15 protein-coding genes and 1 pseudogene are annotated in these 15812 nt (G+C 68.9%); 3 read left to right on the forward strand and 13 right to left on the reverse strand.

All coding sequences use genetic code 11. The annotated features are described in order from the left end of the window. Positions 1–220: 220 nt before the first annotated feature. The 3 genes from ACTWQR_RS22010 to ACTWQR_RS22020 form a co-directional block, all read right to left on the reverse strand. Positions 221–1474 (reverse strand): hypothetical protein, encoded by a 1254-nt coding sequence (locus ACTWQR_RS22010; protein ID WP_443228831.1) that lies wholly within the window; start codon positions 1472–1474, stop codon positions 221–223. Beyond that, complete coding sequence (locus tag ACTWQR_RS22015; protein WP_443228832.1) at positions 1474–2724, reverse strand: hypothetical protein; 1251 nt, start codon at positions 2722–2724, stop codon at positions 1474–1476. Before ACTWQR_RS22015 ends, ACTWQR_RS22010 begins: the two co-directional genes overlap by 1 nt. A 327-nt stretch (positions 2725–3051) precedes the next feature. Beyond that, the gene (locus ACTWQR_RS22020) at positions 3052–4281 is read right to left on the reverse strand and encodes a hypothetical protein (protein WP_443228833.1); all 1230 of its coding nucleotides are present in this window, start codon (positions 4279–4281) and stop codon (positions 3052–3054) included. Positions 4282–4621: 340 nt separating this feature from the next. Between ACTWQR_RS22020 and ACTWQR_RS22025 the strand changes: the two genes are divergently transcribed. Then, a complete protein-coding gene (locus ACTWQR_RS22025) occupies positions 4622–5041 on the forward strand; it encodes a hypothetical protein (RefSeq protein ID WP_443228834.1) in 420 nt (139 codons plus the stop codon). Between the two features lie 231 nt (positions 5042–5272). Here the strand turns inward: ACTWQR_RS22025 and ACTWQR_RS22030 are convergent, their stop codons facing one another. The 10 genes and pseudogenes from ACTWQR_RS22030 to ACTWQR_RS22075 form a co-directional block, all read right to left on the reverse strand. Next, complete coding sequence (locus ACTWQR_RS22030) at positions 5273–5494, reverse strand: hypothetical protein (protein WP_443228835.1); 222 nt, start codon at positions 5492–5494, stop codon at positions 5273–5275. Between the two features lie 87 nt (positions 5495–5581). Continuing rightward, positions 5582–7375, reverse strand: coding sequence for a hypothetical protein (locus ACTWQR_RS22035; protein WP_443228836.1), 1794 nt, complete (start codon positions 7373–7375; stop codon positions 5582–5584). 290 nt (positions 7376–7665) lie between these two features. After that, complete coding sequence (locus ACTWQR_RS22040) at positions 7666–8328, reverse strand: hypothetical protein (protein ID WP_443228837.1); 663 nt, start codon at positions 8326–8328, stop codon at positions 7666–7668. A 351-nt stretch (positions 8329–8679) separates the two neighbouring features. Further along, positions 8680–9297 (reverse strand): hypothetical protein, encoded by a 618-nt coding sequence (locus tag ACTWQR_RS22045; RefSeq protein WP_443228838.1) that lies wholly within the window; start codon positions 9295–9297, stop codon positions 8680–8682. Positions 9298–9665: 368 nt separating this feature from the next. After that, positions 9666–10250: a hypothetical protein gene (locus ACTWQR_RS22050; RefSeq protein WP_443228839.1), complete on the reverse strand. Its 585-nt coding sequence runs from the start codon at positions 10248–10250 to the stop codon at positions 9666–9668. Between the two features lie 118 nt (positions 10251–10368). Continuing rightward, on the reverse strand, positions 10369–10725 hold the full coding sequence (locus ACTWQR_RS22055; protein ID WP_443228915.1) for an HNH endonuclease: 357 nt from the start codon (positions 10723–10725) through the stop codon (positions 10369–10371). A 213-nt stretch (positions 10726–10938) separates the two neighbouring features. After that, positions 10939–11232: pseudogene (locus ACTWQR_RS22060) on the reverse strand (hypothetical protein); the annotation flags it as partial. Continuing rightward, on the reverse strand, positions 11120–12334 hold the full coding sequence (locus ACTWQR_RS22065) for an MFS transporter (protein ID WP_443228840.1): 1215 nt from the start codon (positions 12332–12334) through the stop codon (positions 11120–11122). The gene ACTWQR_RS22065 and the pseudogene ACTWQR_RS22060, both read right to left, overlap by 113 nt. Before the next feature lie 7 nt (positions 12335–12341). Beyond that, entirely contained in the window at positions 12342–12806 is a 465-nt protein-coding gene (locus ACTWQR_RS22070) for an ArsI/CadI family heavy metal resistance metalloenzyme (protein ID WP_443228841.1), read from the reverse strand. Between the two features lie 28 nt (positions 12807–12834). After that, entirely contained in the window at positions 12835–14202 is a 1368-nt protein-coding gene (locus ACTWQR_RS22075) for an NAD(P)-binding domain-containing protein (protein WP_443228842.1), read from the reverse strand. A 108-nt stretch (positions 14203–14310) separates the two neighbouring features. Here ACTWQR_RS22075 and ACTWQR_RS22080 point away from each other — a divergent pair, with 108 nt between their 5' ends. Further along, positions 14311–15366 carry a flavin-containing monooxygenase gene (locus ACTWQR_RS22080; RefSeq protein ID WP_443228843.1) on the forward strand — a complete coding sequence of 352 codons (1056 nt, stop codon included), beginning with the start codon at positions 14311–14313 and terminating at the stop codon, positions 15364–15366. Between the two features lie 48 nt (positions 15367–15414). Beyond that, a complete protein-coding gene (locus ACTWQR_RS22085) occupies positions 15415–15792 on the forward strand; it encodes an ArsR/SmtB family transcription factor (protein WP_443228844.1) in 378 nt (125 codons plus the stop codon). Positions 15793–15812 lie beyond the last annotated feature (20 nt).

The following is a 15812-nucleotide window of genomic DNA, read 5'->3' on the forward strand; positions in this document are numbered from 1 at the left end:
CTGGCCACGGGGGGTGTGATCGAGGTCATGCACCACTGGCCGGGATTCTTTGCTGTTAGGTCCGCCTGCAGTGACCGAGAGGAGAACGTCCATCACTTCCGGCAGAAAGGTGCCGCGAGTTCCAACATGTGCCGAGTCCTCGATGACGCTGCGGCTTCGGCCAGGCCGGGCACCGATGCCAAGGCCAGGGACAGGCCGAGCAACTTTTGCCGGTACGACGCTACTCGGCGGGGCGCGCCTCGTGCGCGAGCTTGGGGGTGGAGCGCTCAACCTGCACGGTGGACCGGTCGGGGATGGTCGGCGCGGCCCGGCGGAAGTCCAGGTCGTCGAATTCTCCGATTGTGTCGGCGAGCTGGTCGCCGACGATGTCGCGCAGCACCTTGATGGCCGTCACCAAGAGGTATCTGTGTTCAGGGGTGAACAGATGGTCGAAAGCGGCCTCGGTGTATGCGTGGTCGCCGCAGCGCGCATCGAAGCAAGCCAGTTCGGCGGTCTGGACGAGGTCCCGCGCGATCGCGGGGTTGGCTCGCAGCTTGGTGACCAGGTCGATGTAGCGGTCAAGCCACTCGGGTGGTTCGGCGACAATGGATTTGAGGCTGGCGACGGCGATGTCCTGCCGGGTGGCGCCGCCCCTGGTGTAGCTGTCGTGGATACGCCGGACTTGGTGTTGGACGAGTTCGTCTGCCTGGCTGAGGATTGCCAGGATCTCGCTGTTGTCGGGATCGCCGAGGGTGACTGCGCGGGCGACCCGTTCCTTCAGGTCGCTGGCGGGTACGACATCCAGGCGGGAGGCGTCGCGGATCGCGGCCAGCAGCAGCGCGATCAGGGCGTGGCTGGCCAGGATCTGTGAGGTCGGATTCGGGACGACGCCCTGGCGTGTGGCGGAGTTCAGCGCGACCAGCGCGTTAAGACATTCGGGCGAGTCGGCCAGCAGGCTATCGGCACGCAGAAACGCCACCAGTCCGCCGGGGATGTGCTTGAGTCCCTTGAGCTGGGTGTCAGTGCGACGTTCCGCCTGTTCACAGCCCATGCCCTGGATGTGGGCGAATCGTTCGGGTACCCAGGCGTGGCCCTCCTCCCTGGAGGCGAGGGTCTGCATGTCCATGATCTGCAGATCCAGCGCCTGGGCGATGGTCCGGCCCCGGCGGGTGATGGTTTGGCGAACGAGGACGGCTCGTTGGGTGCCGGTCAGGCGCTGCAGTCCGGAGAGCCACAACAGCCGATCCGGCTCGCCTGACTGTCCCTTGGTGGTCTTGCATTCCAAAACCGACAGGCTCGTCCGCAGCCGGCCGTCGATGTCGACCGCGAGCACGTCAAGGTCGGTGAGGATTTCGCGCCCTCGGTCGGCGGCTACCCGCAACGGGACCCGCAGGCGAGCTAGGGCGCCCTCAGCGAACTCGAGGCGTCCCACCCGCCGCTCCAGGTCCGCGCCTGGGTCCTCGGGACGGGTGCGGTTCGTCTGGGTGGCCGCCACTAGAAGTTCCTCCGGGCCGTCGTGTCGCGCAGTGCTGACATGAACCGCCGCGAGTCGGCGTCGTCCAATACGACCGCGGTGGCGACCTGGGCGCGCTCGCGTTCCAGGTGGTTGTACGAGCGTTGCTCGCCGATCCCGGCAAAAGTCGTGTTCTCGCCGCCAGCGGTGTTCCCGCGCGCGTCGAGGATCGCGAGCGCTTGCTCCGCGACGTCGGCCTGCAGCAGGCGCATCCGGGCATGGCGGCCGTCGCCTACGACTTCGATGGTTCCAGCGGTTTCGAGCATCGCGTAGTCCTCCGCGATGCGCTCGTGGCCGCCGGCTTCGCCGTCGCGGATGAGGACGTGCAGGAACGCGCCTGGGCTATTGAGCTTCCAGGACGCGAACGTCGATGCGTAGATCATGCTGCCGACGAGCTGACGGATGTGGCCGGATGGGTCGCGGGGATCGGTACCGAACGGGTCTCGATGCAGGTGTGGTGTAAAGAGGAGTTTCTTGTCGCTGGTGGCGAGGACCTGGGACCGCTCGACCAACCCGGCACTGACAGCGAAGTCGATCCACCGCTGTTCGGTGCTCTTGACGTGCTCCTCCGGAATACCGGGCGAGGCCATGACCTCCTCAATCAGCGCACCGACCTCTCGCTGCACGCGCGCGTCCTCAGTGCGCAGCGCGGCCGTCACCACCTCGGCGTCACCGACCCAGATGTTCGGATTGAAGACCACCGCGCGGCCGTCCTCACTCTGCACCTCGCGCACGAGGTTGACGGTGATCAAGCAGCCCAACGCCCGCTCGGCAGACTCATCCCCGTGCCCAGAGCCTGCCTGCAGAGCCGCATGGCGCTCCAGCGGCTGGATTGAGGTCGCCCGCATGATCTCCAGCGCGGCGCGCTGCGTCGGCGTGGCAAGCAGCATGCCCAGCAGCCGATCTGTTGCACCCAACAGCTCGGCATTCGGCGGAACGAAGGCCGCCACGCTGACCAGCCCCCCATCGGGTCGCCGGTCGCACTGAACCCAGCCCAGCTCTTCCATCGTAGGCAGCACAAACCGCTCAAGATCCAACGGTCCGATCTTGGCTTCGATGCCGATGGCCCGTACTCGCTCGACCGACGAAACTTGGGCGTTACGCAGCCGCCAGGCCATCTCGTAGACCTGCCCGGCAAACCGCAACGTCTCCAGTTCAGCGTGCACAGCCGACACCGAGTAAGCGGTCAGGTGCCGAGAAAAACCCAGGATGAGTTGAGCGTCGCTGATCAAGAATCCCCCTGGACGTGATCCGTGAAAGCTAGACCCATGAGCGTAACGGATGGCAACGTCTTTACAGGCCCTGCAATACCGCAAGGTCGGCCGCGTTGCAGCGGCAAGAGCAGAACCCGCCCCACGGCCCGACGGCCACCTCGCACGATCCAGCTGACGAGGTCCGCTGCGGCAATCGGAGTCATGGCCCTGATCTCCACATCCTCATGGAGGGGCGCTGACCGAGTAGCTGGCACCCCCGCCATCGAGAACGTCCCGCCACCTTCCAGCTAGGGTCTGTCCGGCGGATCTTTGCAGGCCGTGCTGGCGCAAGACGGTGGTTCTATGTCATCCACTCGCCGGGGACGCGTCCGAGGGTACTGCCGTCTCGGGCGCGACGCCGGCCTCCGCCAACTCCGCGCTGTGATTGAGGAGTAGCCCACAGAACGGACAGCAGAACGACTCGATACTTCCCACCCCCTCGTTCCGGTCGTCGTGGGGGCAGGTGTCCCACTCCTGCTTGCAGGAGCAGCCCCTGGGCTCCAGGTCACCGTATACGTTGCCGCTGTAGCCGCAGGCCGGGCAGTTATGCCACCAGCGGCGTGTGCCGGATTTCGCCAATCGGTCTTCCAGTAGACGCCCTGAAGCGCTGACTTCAGCCAGGATCGGCGCGATGGACAAGGCAGGGATGTCGTTGTGAACACGACGGATGGCGGGGCCCACGCTCGATGCGAGTACAACCTTGACCATCACTGCGGTCCGCGCCCGCTGCTCGATCTCGGAAGGGCTGGGCGGAGCTTCGAGCGGGAAGGTGTAGGGGACTACGTCGTAGGCGACGAGAAGCTCGCTCGCAGCGTCCCGTATCCGGTACCCAGCGGAGTCGAGGGCGGTGAGCAGGGCGGCGATCAAGGTCGTGCGGGCTACAGTTTCCTGGACGTCGGCGTGCCGCACCTCAGCCCACCATGAGCTGACCGACTGAGCCGTCTGGGCGGCTGTGGTGAGTTCGCGGAAGACCATCTGGGCCTGGCGAAGCGCTAGCTGCTCGGTCGCTCTTTCGATGGCCGGCCGGTCGCTCTGGCCCTTCTGGCTCGGCAGATCGGCGACCTTGTCCAGGTTCGTGAAGACGGACTGGTACTCGCCCCAGAAGGTGGAGGGGTCGAGGCACAGTTCGGCGCGTACGGCTTCGATGACCTGGAGACCGAGTTTGACGACGTCGGCCGCAGACCCTTCGCTGTGGTGCGCGTAATGAGCAACGCCGTTGCGTGATACAGCGACCGGGTGAAAGTCGCGCTCGTCGAGGGGCATACGTCCGTCCATGAAGACCGTCGCGTCCCTGAACGCTTCCGTGATGCCGATGGTTCGAGCCTCGGCCAGCGGCTTGACCCCTGGAGCGTTTCCGAATCCGAGGGTATGGAAGCGGTGGGCCCGGTCGCCCTTCTCTGAGATGAGAAGCGGGTCGTGGCGGCACAAGAGAGCCTTGAGAATGTGTTCGCACCCGATGCCGCAATGCAGCACCGCGAAGGCTCGGTTTCCCGCGCGCCACGAATCCAAGCTGGCCCGGGCGAGCTGGCCCGCCATCTCGCCGAACCTCTCCTCGTTCACCTCTGACCTCTCCCCACGCCTGACCCTGACCGCCGCCCCGCCCCAATGCTGGACGGTGGCGCTTGGAGTAACAGAACCACGACTTCCGTGAGGTCGTGGGGCATTAAGCGTCACTACCACGCCCCCATCACCACACCAGCGATCCACTCACTGGCGTCCCCCTCCCACAGCAGACAGTTGACTGGACACAGCTGAGTACCTCCGAGCCCACAGTTCAGGGCGCTTCAGCGTGAAGACGCGACGTTAACGGGGCGCGTCGAGCACTGTTCGGCGGCTGCCTCACCTGGGGCAGCTTTCCGAACAGAAGGAATTGCTCATGACTGCCACCTCTTGGGCCCCGAAGCTCACCAACGTTGCCGGCGTCGACGGCACGACCAGCATGGGCAGGTACGTCAACGCGAACGGTGTCTGCACGTTCACCGCGCAGATCAACGCGAAGAAGGAGACCGTGTCGGCCTCCAGCGCCGGCTTCGGCCTGACCCTGCCGGTACCGGCCGCGGCTGGCGTTCGCTACACGTTCCAGCTCAGCCTCGACGGCCGCGACGCCGACAACGGCGTCTGGACCGGTGAGGCGGTCATCTACGCCGGATCGGACGGCACGAAGATCGACCGCATGCGCGTCACCAGCAACACGAACGGCGCTGCGGTGCTGAACACCGAGCACCTCTACGGTGACGCCGAGGGTGCCACCAATGCCGAGATCATCACCGTCACCGGTTCGTACCCGATGGCCTGATCCCACCCGTACCGCGGGGCCGACGGAGCTTCATCCGTCGGCCCCGCGGCCTTGTCTGGCGTGAACAGATGCGACGGGGCCGCCTGCCCGTTCAGGCTCCACGCATAGCCGTGCCTGGGTGAGAGGAACCCTGGTTTTCGAGGAGTCCCAACACGGGCGGCGTCGTCGAATAGGGTGGTCGTAAGCCCCGGTACCGCATCCCCCGTCGGTACCGGGGTCTTTCACGTGCGGTCAGCCGCTGGCGTAGTCATGCTGGATTCGGTCGGCGTGGCCGGCGATGGTGTCGGCGGCCTTTTCCAGGGCGATGAAGAACGGGTCGAACGCCGCGCTGAGGATCGCGTCTCGCAGGAAGTCGTCGACGGACTTACCCGCGGCCGCCGCGGCGATCTGCACCTGGTTCTGCTCGGTGTCCGTGAGAGGCACTGCGAGGACTTGGGTCTGGGCGACGTCCATGCGAGGACCGTACCAGCGCCCTGGATACTGTCAGATGCCGTCTCGGGGCTGATCTTGGAGGCCCACCATTCCCGTCACGTGGACCGACTAGTTGAGCAGTCCGCGACGGCGCGGCTGGTTGATCGGCTCGGGCTCGTACAGTGCTAGGAGGATCGCCTCGGCACGGTCGGGGGACTTCATGCCGCGCCCCTTCATCTGCTTCTTCGACTCGACGACGGAGTAGCCACCGGCGTTCGACAGGAGCTTCGGCGTGGAGAGTTGCGCCGCCGACTTCTTGTCGACCCGGTAGCGCAAACGACCATGGCCGGTGGACGGGTCCGGTTGCAACAGGCTGCGGGTGGCGAGCCACATCTCGTCACGCTTGCGGTAGGGCCGCATGACGGCGCCCGGGTCGTCCTGGGTGGGATTCTCGGACACCATCACGCCGACAATCTGCGCCTTGTGCCGTCCGTTCTCGCCCCAGCGTTCGAGCATGGACACCACGCCGTGGCCGATGCCGTTCTTGTCGACCTTGACGCGGACGGGGTGCGGGGAGCGCAGGGCGTCCGCGAGACGCTGCGCTGCGTGGATCTCCTCGAGGACTTTCTCCGCGACCTTGACCTGATTGTCGTTGGCGGCGCCGGCGCTCGCGTGCCGGTTCTCGATGACGTCACCTATGGAACGGGCGATGGCGAATTCGTCGCCACCGTCGGCGGCGACGTCGACCCCCAAGCGGACCCAGGCACCTTCCTTCACGGTGTGGGTGGCGGTCTCGTCGTCCAGGCCGAGGTCGCAAAGTCGGTGCCAGCCGGGCCCGGTGGGGTCTTCGGCGTTGATGGCGTCCTCGATCCAGGTGGGCGGGATGACGAGGCCTCCGCCTCCCTTCGGGAACTTCGCGTAGACCTTGGCGACGACGTACGGGTGATCGGGGCCGTAGGCGCGGATCGTGCGGTCGACCCAGTCTTGGTCCGGCATGTGCCGGCTCAGGGTGTGCATGTCGTTCGGGTTGGGCGGGCAGTCCGTGCAGTACGGCACCCGCTCGCCCGTGATCGCCGGGGAGGTGAGGGAGGAGATCGGAATGGTGACGGTGGTCGGCTCGTCCGGGTCGTCGCCCTCGATGCACAGTTCCTCGAACCAGCTCGCCGGGTCATCCATGGAGGGGTTGCCGATCGCCAACATCGCAGCGTGTCCGCCGGTCAGGAGGTTGTTCGTGCCGTGACCAATGGTCGGCGCGATACCGCCGGCCTCGTCGACGATCAGCAGGATGTGGGCCATGTGGATGCCCTGCATGGCCGCTTCGTCGTTCGCTGGCGCCGAGAAGCCGTACGCGGCGACGAAGTCGTGCCCCTGGGGGGTGGGCATCTTGTACTGGACCGTGTCGCAGGAGCCGGGCAGACCTGCGCGGGGGACCACCTTGCGGATGTGGGGCCAGAGCTGCCGTTGCACCTGGCGGAAGCGGGTCGCGGTGGTGATGCACAGCGCGGTGCCGACCGGGTAGACGTTGACGAACCACACGGCGGCACGCGCGGCGAGGTGCGTCTTCCCTACGCCGAAGCCAGCCGGGACGGCGACGCGCTTGTGGTCGACGAGCGCGTCCAGGACGTCCCGCTGCAAGCTCCATATGGACTCGCCGAGGACGTCCTCCACGAAGCCCGAAGGGCTGTCCCGCCACAGGCCGTACAGGGAGCCGGTGACCCGCTCGACCTCCCGCATGACGTACGAGCGCTCGCGGGCGCTGATGTCGTGCTTGAAGGCGTGGCGCCGGGCGGCAACCGGGGCGCGGAGCAGGATGTCGGCGACATTGGAGGCGTCGCGGGAGATGACGCCCGGCTTACGGGCGCGGTGCAGCTCCTGGCGCGAGGGGGCCACGCGAAGGCGGGACGAGGGCTGCGTGCGGGACATGCCGGGAAAGGTGCGGCCCGCGAGGAGCTAGTGTCGCGGCCTGGCCGAACGGTCCATGCCCAGACCATCGGCCAAGCCGCGAAATCCGGCACTACCCATCAGGAGGCGCCACCCGGGGAACGGGATTGGCGGTGTGTGCCGGAAGTCTTACCGGGGGCGACCCTGCTCCGGGGAGGTGGAGCAAGGGCGCCCCCGGTCTCAGGGGGGTGCGTGGCTGGAGTGCTCTACCCGGGGGAGATCGGGGTCAGAAAGCCAGCCGCACCATGTAGTACGTCAGGCGCCGGATTCTGTTACGCCTTGTCCGCGGTCGGCGGCCGCGTAGTCCAGACGTCCGTGATCAGCAGCGGGAAACTGGGCCGATACCGGGTACGCAGGAGTTGCTCCTGGAGGCGCCGGAGGTAGTCGAGCGAGAGAGGCGTCGGAGGGGTGACCTCGAACGGCCACACGGTCTCGGGCCTGATCTCCTCGAACGGCTTACCCGCGGCGCCCCACTTGCCGATGGCCTCTCGGGCGGCCTTCCGCACTCGGGTGAGGTCCTCGGCACTCAGAGCTGGGGAGGTGAACGCGAACACGCTGGACTCCTTGCCGCTGCTGTCGGTATCCCAACCGAGGGTGGCCTCGAGGCGCCGGGCCTGCCGGATGAGCTCGATCAGTGCGGTGACGGTGGAGCAGCCGGGGCAGCCACACCTCCCAGCCGCCGGCGCCGTGGACTCGCCGATGGGCTGGGGCTGTTCAGCGGCGGAGGCGTTGTAGGCGGCGACGATGTCCTGTTCCTCCTCAGCCCGGGATATCGCCCGGCCGAAGACCTCCATGTCCCCCTCGACGGCGGCCCGCTCGTCCGCAGTGAGCCGGAACCAGGGCGGAAGCTCGCGGCCCTCGCTCTCAGCGATCAGGCGCCGGGTCTCATAGAGGTGGCGGGTCAGGTTCGGCGGCAGCATCGTGCGCCTGGGCATGGAAGATCGCGTTGTCATGCCCGAGGGAACGACAGCGGCCGAAATCTGTGACACCCCCCTGCCGATGCTGCGAAGCCGGATCCCGCTCGACGCTTAGCGATCACCAATACGCGCCGATGCCTGAGCGAAGCGAAGGCATCGGAACCTACTTAATGGCGGTACTTGATCTTGTTACTAAAGGGGCCCAGTTCTCCGGAAGCCGGAACTCCGGCGACCCGTAAACCGGCGACCGGAAACCCGTCTCCGGTGACCGGAGACCGAAAACCCGTCCCCGGTCTGACCAGCGGTGGGGCAACAAAAAGACCGGCCCCTGATGGAACTGGGGCCGGTCATTGCCAGTCGGGCTGTGCCTTACAGCCCGTGGCGCTTCCGGGCCGCAGCCCGCTGCTTGTAGATCAAATCCCGGTGCACGCCGACGTGTTCGGCGATCCGCTCGGGCGTCCAACCGTAAGGCTCCTGCGACAGGGCGAACACCGCCTCCTGCATGAAGCGCACGGCGAGCTCGCGGCGGGCCCGCGCGGCGTACACGATCGGGGCCACCTCGAGGAGCTTCTTCTCGGCGTCCTTGACGTGCTTGACGCGCAGTTCCTTGCCAAGCTTGGCGAGCACCTCGTTGGACTGCACTTCCGGCAGCGGGTGCTTCTTGTCCCCGTACACCACACGGGCGATGGCACCGCGGTACCCCATGGTCGACAGGCCTGCGGTGCGGGCCAGGCCGAGGCGCGGCTCGTAGAACCACAGGTGTGCGAGTGCCCGGTCCCGCTCGTCCAGGTACGCGCCGAGCTCCGCGTCGGCCTGCTCGACGATCCCCCAGGCCTTCACGAGCAAGCCGTCGGGGCGGGCGGCGACCAGGTCCTCGGGCCGCCGGAGGCCGAGGCCCTTGAGGACCTCCTGCTCGGCGGTCTCGTCGATCTGGGCATAGTCCGGGGCCTGGATGCGTGGGCCGTACGTGATCCCAGCCTTGGGCATGGTCGCTATTCTCCGTCCGACTGAGGCGCGGTCTTGCGCCGGCGTGCGGAGACCCGGGTAAACCCGTGCCGCCACAACGGCGAGAACAGTACACCAAGGTAAATGCCGGTGTCAGGGATGCTGTGACGTTACGGGCACTGACCTGCAGCGGAGCGCGGCGAACGCGAAGCCGGCCACAACCACGACAGGGCCGTGCGCGTCGCGCACATAGCGCTGCCCGGGAGCTGGGTTACAGGGGGTGTCGGTGGCTGCGATCCGCCCAAAGCCGATCCCCGGGCCCTGCGGGATCCGTACAGCCCACAGCATGAACGGGCCCAGGCAGAGGCACCGCGGGGAGCGAATGCGGCGCTGCAGCGTGACGCGCGGACTCATGAGCGCCAATCCACCTTCCCGGCGAGGCCCTTGCCCTTGTCGCGTTTGAACTCGGCCCACTCCTCGCGCCGCATCAAGGCGAACGCACCCATGCCCACGCGGCCGATCACCATGTCGAGGCCGGCCTTCGGACCGGTCCGGTCCTTGCCGTGCAGCATCCAACCGATGCCGACAATCGGCGCCGGTGACGTCGGCGGTATGCGCCACACGCCGACGGTGAACCGGCCGAAGTCCAGGAAGTGCGTGCGCCGGACGGACAACAGCAGCAGCGCGACGAAGAAGCCAGCGGCCGCGCCCGGCGAGAGGTACCGCCAAAGTCCCGCGGTGAGCCACAGGTACACGGCCCACTCGAGGATGCGGAGCGCCCTCGAGGTGGTCCAGATCGGCGGGCGGTAGCGGACGGTGCCGGGGAGGATCTCGTGCTCGAAAACGCTGTCCTCGTCCTTCCACGAGACGTGTGACCTCGACTTCTTGGAGTACGACGCCTTGTGAGGGCCCTGGTGCTGGGTGATGCGCTGGCACTGCCACCGGTTCTCGGTGTAGCCGGTCGGCCGGGCTGGGCACTGAAGACGTCGCTTCATCGACGCCCCCACGAGAACAGAAAGTCGAGCAGCCCGTCGAGGAGCCCCTCGAAAACGGTGGCGATCCATCCCGGCCCGAATCCCGTCGACGTGCGGCCGTGGGCGCGGCGTCGGCGCTTCATCGGGTGGCCGCCACGCTCGTGGAGCGGACGCCGTCCGGGGTGAGCCGGTACTCGCGGCCATCGGCGTACACCACCAGGACCTCGCCGGGGAGCTCCGGCCGGCGCACCTTCCACCCGCGCTCGTACGACTCCCGCGGGTTGTCCTCGAACCAGCCGTTGCACACGGTGCAGACGAGCAGCAGGTTGTGGGCCTGGTTGATCCACTCCTTGCGGGCGCCGCCCATGCCGCGGTTCACGCGGTGGTGGATTGTCAGGTGGTGCCGCGTTCCGCAGCGCACGCACACACCGCCGTCGCGGTCATGGACGATCGCCTTCACCACGTCGGTGGGGCCGGTTCGCCGTCGTGCCTTCACAGCACTGGTCTCCTCGCCTGCCCCGGGCGCCGGACCGCGTCGTTCACGGTCCTGGTGGGCGCGCCCGGGGCGAGGCGGGGAGAGTGGACGGAGGTCGCGGCTTACGTCGCGTCGACAGGCTGCGCCTCCCATGGGGTGCGCGCCATGTTCTCCGTGCCCTGCGCCGTCGGGGCGACTTGCACAGTTCCAGCCGGGCCTTGGGCGACGTTGTGCAACCACCGTCCAGCCGGCTGCGCGCAGGCTGGCGCCGCTCTCGCCCTCCTGCGTGTACGTGATCAAACACGTGTAGCCGAGCGCCTTCGCGGCTCGCCGGCGCCTGCGATCTCCAGCCCCTCGAAGGCAAAGGCGCCCGGGTTCGAGAAATCCGGGACCCCGTGACCTGGAACCTGATCGCCTATTGCTTCGGCGTTGTGGCTGCGGCGGCGATGAGGGCGGCGACGGCGGAGAGGAGTGCGAGCAGGGTGAATAGGTGTGGGTATCCGCCGAGGGGTGGGGCCAGGGTGGCACCGGCGAATGGGGCGAGGGCTGAGGCGGCGGTCGCCGGAGCTGCGAGGAGTCCGGAGAGGTGGCCGTAGTGGGTGGTGCCCCATCGGTCGGTGATGGCGGTGGCCTGTAGCAGGGTGAGGTTGCCGCGAACCATTCCGGCCGCGACGGCGAGGGCGATCAGCAGGGCGTATGGACCGGGAGCGATCGCGAGTGCGGCGGTCGTGATGCCACCGAGCGCGAGGAGCGTAGTCGTGCGTCCGGTTACTCCCGTGCGCCGGGCGAGGGTGGCGTACAGGGTGCGGCCGAGAGTCTGTCCGGCACCGCCGAGGCCGAGGGCCCATGCGGCCTCGCTGGTGGTGAAGCCGCGTTCGAGCAGGAGCGGGACCAGGGCGACGACGACCGCGTACACGCTGAACGCGGAAAGAGTCAGGGCGCAGGCGAGTATCAGGAACGGGCGGCTGTGGCTGACCGTTCTCGCTCCGCCGTCGGCGTGCGCCGGGGCAGGGGGCGCGGCGGGCCAGGGCCCTCTGAGCGCGAGGGCGTGGGCGGGGATGGTGACGACGGCGAGGACCAGGGCGAGGACGGCGTATGTCGCGCGCCACGACAGGTGGTCGGCGAGGGCTGCGGTGGCGGGGGCGAAGACGGTGGAGGCCAGGCCCCCGGCGAGGGTGACGATGGTGAGCGCGCGGACGTGGTTGGGGGCGAACCAGCGGGTGAGTGCGGCGAAAGCTGGCTGGTAGAAGGTGGCGGCCATCGCTCCTCCCGCGAGCATCCAACCTGCGGCGAAGACGGGCAGATTGGGCGCGGCTGCCACTATGAGGATGCTGAGGACGCCGAGGAGGGAGCCGGCGGTCATCACGGTGCGCGGGCCGTGGCGGTCAATGATGCGGCCGACGCGGATTCCGGCAAGGGCTGAGACGAGCAGGGCGGCGGAGAACGCTGCTGTGGTCGCCCCGACTGGCCACCGGGTGGCAGCGGTGATCTGGGGGTTCAGGACCGGGAAGGCGTAGTAGACGATGCCCCAGCTGGTGATCTGGGTGGCGCACAGGGCGGGTAGGGCGGCGCGAGGCCGTGACCGGTCGCCCGTTCCGGTCACGGCCTCGCTGGTGTGGAGGTCGGTCATCGGCGGATCAGCAGCAGCCGCCCGCGACGGCCGGTTCCTTCGAGCTGGTGTCGGCCTCGACCGGGTCAGCGCAGCAGGTGCTTCCCTGCTGCTTGGCGAGGGAGTTGGCGTCGGCCTTGACGACGTAGACCTCCCAGGGTTCCTGGCCGGGGCCGTGGACCCAGACCTTGTCCTGGAGGGCGTAGCAACAGGTGGTGTCGTTCTCCACGTCGGTGGTCAGGCCGGCCTCGCCCAGGCGGGCGGTGGCGGCGTGCACGGCCTCGGTCGTCTCGACCTCGACGCCGAGGTGGTCCATGCGGGTCGCCTCGTCCGCCGTTCCTTCGATGAGGACGAGCTTGAGCGGGGGTTCGGCGATGGCGAAGTTGGCGTAGCCGTCGCGGAGTTTGGCGGGCTCGGTGCCGAACAGCTTCGTGTAGAAGGCGACTGAGGCGTTGAGGTCGGGGACGCGGAGGGCGAGCTGTACGCGGGACATGGCGAACCTCCTGGGAAAGGTGAGGAGTTCAGCAGCCGCCGGACGCGGTTGCAGGGGCGCCGATGCCGATCTGCAGGGTGGCCGGGGCGGCGCAGCAGCCTCCGCCCTCACTGCTCTGGGCGGCGTCGGGGTCGTCGAACAGGCCCGCGCCGCCACAGACTCCGGTCTCCGGCAGGGTCAGCTCGACACGCTCGGCGGCCTCGCGGTCCCCGGCGAGCGCCGCGGTAATAGAGCGGACCTGCTCGTAGCCGGTCATGGCGAGGAACGTGGGGGCGCGGCCGTAGGACTTCATTCCGACCAGGTAGACGCCCTGCTCCGGGTGGGAGAGCTCGTTCACGCCGTGCGGGTAGACGGTGCCGCAGGAGTGGACGTTCGGGTCGATCAGCGGGGCCAGGGCGGTCGGGGCCTGAAGGCGCTCGTCGAGCCCGAGGCGGACCTCGGAGAGGAAGGACAGGTCGGGGCGGAAGCCGGTCAGGACGATGACCTCGTCGACCGGGTCCAGGCGGCGGCCGTCCTCGGCAACGAGGACGAGTCGGTCGCCCTCCCGTTCGACGGACTGGGTGCGGAAACCGGTGACCGCGCTCGCGTGTCCGGCCTCGACGGCCGCCTTGGCGCGCAGGCCCAGCGCGCCGCGCGCGGGCAGCTCGTCCGCCTCGCCGCCGCCGTACGTGCTCGCGCCGATGCCGCGGCGCAGAATCCACGCGGCGTGGGTCCCGTCCTCCCCCTTGGCGAGATCGGCGAGGTAGGCGAGGGCGGTGAAGGCGGAGGCACCCGAGCCGACCACAGCGGTGCGCTTGCCCGCGTACCGGGCGCGTACGGCCGGGTCGCCCAGGTCGGGGACCTGGTAGGAGATGCGCTCGGCGGCCGTCTTCTCGCCGAGGGCGGGCAGGCCGTCGGCGCCCATCGGGCTGGGGGTGGACCAGGTGCCGGAGGCGTCGATGACGGCGCGGGCGGCAAGAAGCTCCTCGCGGCCGTCCGCGGACTGGATGTGGACGGTGAAGGGCTGCTCGTCGCGGCCGGAGTCGACGATGCGGTCCCGGCCCGCGCGGGCGACGCCGGTCACCGTGGCGCCGTAGCGGACCGTGTCGCCGAGGACGTCGGCGAGCGGCTGGAGGTACTGCTCGGCCCAGTCGCCGCCGGTGGGGTAGGCGGTGCCGTCGGGGCGGACCCAGCCGGTGGGGGCGAGGAGCTTCTCCGCGGCCGGGTCGGTGACCTCGGCCCAGGGGGAGAACAGCCGCACGTGCGCCCAGGCCCGTACGGCGGTGCCGGCGGACGGCCCGGACTCCAGGACGAGCGGTTCGAGGCCGCGCTCGACGAGGCGGGCTGCGGCGGCCAGGCCGATCGGGCCGGCTCCGACGACCACGACGGGCAGCTGGTCGGTGGTGGGCGCGTTCACGAGATTCCCCTTTGCTTCGACATTCGTCGATGGCTTGCGCGGCCCAGCATGACACCTGTATTGATGAGCGTCAACATAGACATTCATCAAATCCAGGGGGTTGGGATCGTGGGACACGTCGACGTCGCGGTGATCGGGGGTGGCCAGTCCGGGCTGGCCGCCGCGCACGCTCTTCGCAGGCAGGCGCTTCAGCCGGTGGTGCTGGAGGCGTCCGAGCAGGCGGCAGGGTCGTGGCCGCGCTATTACGACAGCCTCACCCTCTTCTCGCCGGCCCGGTACAGCTCGCTATCCGGCCTGCGGTTCGGCGGCGACCCAGACCGCTACCCGCACCGCGACGAGGTCGTCGCCTATCTGCTGCACTGCGCCGACCGGCTGGACGCCGAGATCTGCACCCGGACCCGGGTACGCGACGTCCACCCCGACGACGGCGCGTTCATGCTGGGCCTGGAGGGCGGCGGGCGGCTCACGGCGCGCGCCGTGATCGCGGCGACCGGTACCTTCGGCCGCCCGTACCGGCCGGACCTTCCGGGGCTGGCGACCTACGCCGGAACCCTGCTGCACGCCGCCGACTACCGCACGCCCGAGCCGTTCGACGGGCAGCGGATCGTGGTCGTGGGGGCCGGGAACTCCGCGGCGCAGATTGCCGCCGAGCTCGCCGGGCGGGCGCGGGTGACGCTCGCGGCGCGGCATCCGGTGCGGTTCGCCCGCCAGCGAACCCTGGGCCGGGACCTGCACTGGTGGCTGGCCCGCACCGGCCTCGACATGCTGCCCGTCGGCCGCTTCCTTTCTACGCCGCCGACCCAGCTGGTCATCGACGACGGCCGCTACCGGGCCGCCATCACCTCTGGGCGGCCGGACCGGCGCCCGGTGTTCACCGGCATCGACGGCACGAAGGTCACCTGGGCCGACGGCAGCACGGAGGACGTGGACGCGATCGTACTGGCTACCGGCTACCGCCCTGACCTGGGCTACCTCGCCCCGCTCGGCGCCCTCGACGCCACCGGGCACCCTCGCCACCGTGAGGGGATGTCGCTGACGCATCCGGGGCTGGCATACGTCGGGCTGGAGTGGCAGCGCAGCCTGTCGTCGAACTCCCTGCGCGGCGTTGGGCGTGACGCCGCCCGGGCCGCCCGGCACATCGCCGCCTACCTCGCCCGTACCTGAGGTGGTCCGGCCCTCGCCCGCTGGTTCGACGTATGTCAACATAGATGCATGTCGAACGCCAAGGTGCTGCCGCTGCTGGATGTCGCCGCCAGCGAGGCTGCGGCGCCGTGCTGCCCGCCGCTGACGGAACGCCCCTTCACCGCGGTGGAGGCCGAGACGGCTGCGCGGATGTTCAAGGCGCTGGGTGATCCGGTGCGGCTGCGGCTGTTCTCCGCCGTGGCCTCGCACGAGGGCGGCGAGGCGTGCGTGTGCGACATCTCCGACGTGGGCGTCTCCCAGCCGACGGTCTCCCACCATCTGAAGAAGCTCAAGGAGGCCGGCCTGCTCACCTCTGAGCGGCGCGGCACCTGGGTGTACTACCGGGTGGAGCCGTCGGTGCTGGCCGCGATGGGCAAGCTGCTGACCATAGCCCCGGCCGCTGCCTGACCTGAGGCCCGTCCTGCACC

This window comes from Streptomyces sp. 2A115, assembly GCF_052245575.1.
Lineage (GTDB): Bacteria > Actinomycetota > Actinomycetes > Streptomycetales > Streptomycetaceae > Streptomyces.

Bases quoted from the DNA above. Each gene is read 5' to 3' on its own strand.
- ACTWQR_RS22020 (WP_443228833.1), bottom strand. From the start codon at position 4,281: ATGGCGGGCCAGCTCGCCCGGGCCAGCTTGGATTCGTGGCGCGCGGGA.
- ACTWQR_RS22025 (WP_443228834.1), top strand. From the start codon at position 4,622: ATGACTGCCACCTCTTGGGCCCCGAAGCTCACCAACGTTGCCGGCGTC.
- ACTWQR_RS22030 (WP_443228835.1), bottom strand. From the start codon at position 5,494: ATGGACGTCGCCCAGACCCAAGTCCTCGCAGTGCCTCTCACGGACACC.
- ACTWQR_RS22035 (WP_443228836.1), bottom strand. From the start codon at position 7,375: ATGTCCCGCACGCAGCCCTCGTCCCGCCTTCGCGTGGCCCCCTCGCGC.
- ACTWQR_RS22040 (WP_443228837.1), bottom strand. From the start codon at position 8,328: ATGCCCAGGCGCACGATGCTGCCGCCGAACCTGACCCGCCACCTCTAT.
- ACTWQR_RS22045 (WP_443228838.1), bottom strand. From the start codon at position 9,297: ATGCCCAAGGCTGGGATCACGTACGGCCCACGCATCCAGGCCCCGGAC.
- ACTWQR_RS22050 (WP_443228839.1), bottom strand. From the start codon at position 10,250: ATGAAGCGACGTCTTCAGTGCCCAGCCCGGCCGACCGGCTACACCGAG.
- ACTWQR_RS22065 (WP_443228840.1), bottom strand. From the start codon at position 12,334: ATGACCGACCTCCACACCAGCGAGGCCGTGACCGGAACGGGCGACCGG.
- ACTWQR_RS22070 (WP_443228841.1), bottom strand. From the start codon at position 12,806: ATGTCCCGCGTACAGCTCGCCCTCCGCGTCCCCGACCTCAACGCCTCA.
- ACTWQR_RS22085 (WP_443228844.1), top strand. From the start codon at position 15,415: ATGTCGAACGCCAAGGTGCTGCCGCTGCTGGATGTCGCCGCCAGCGAG.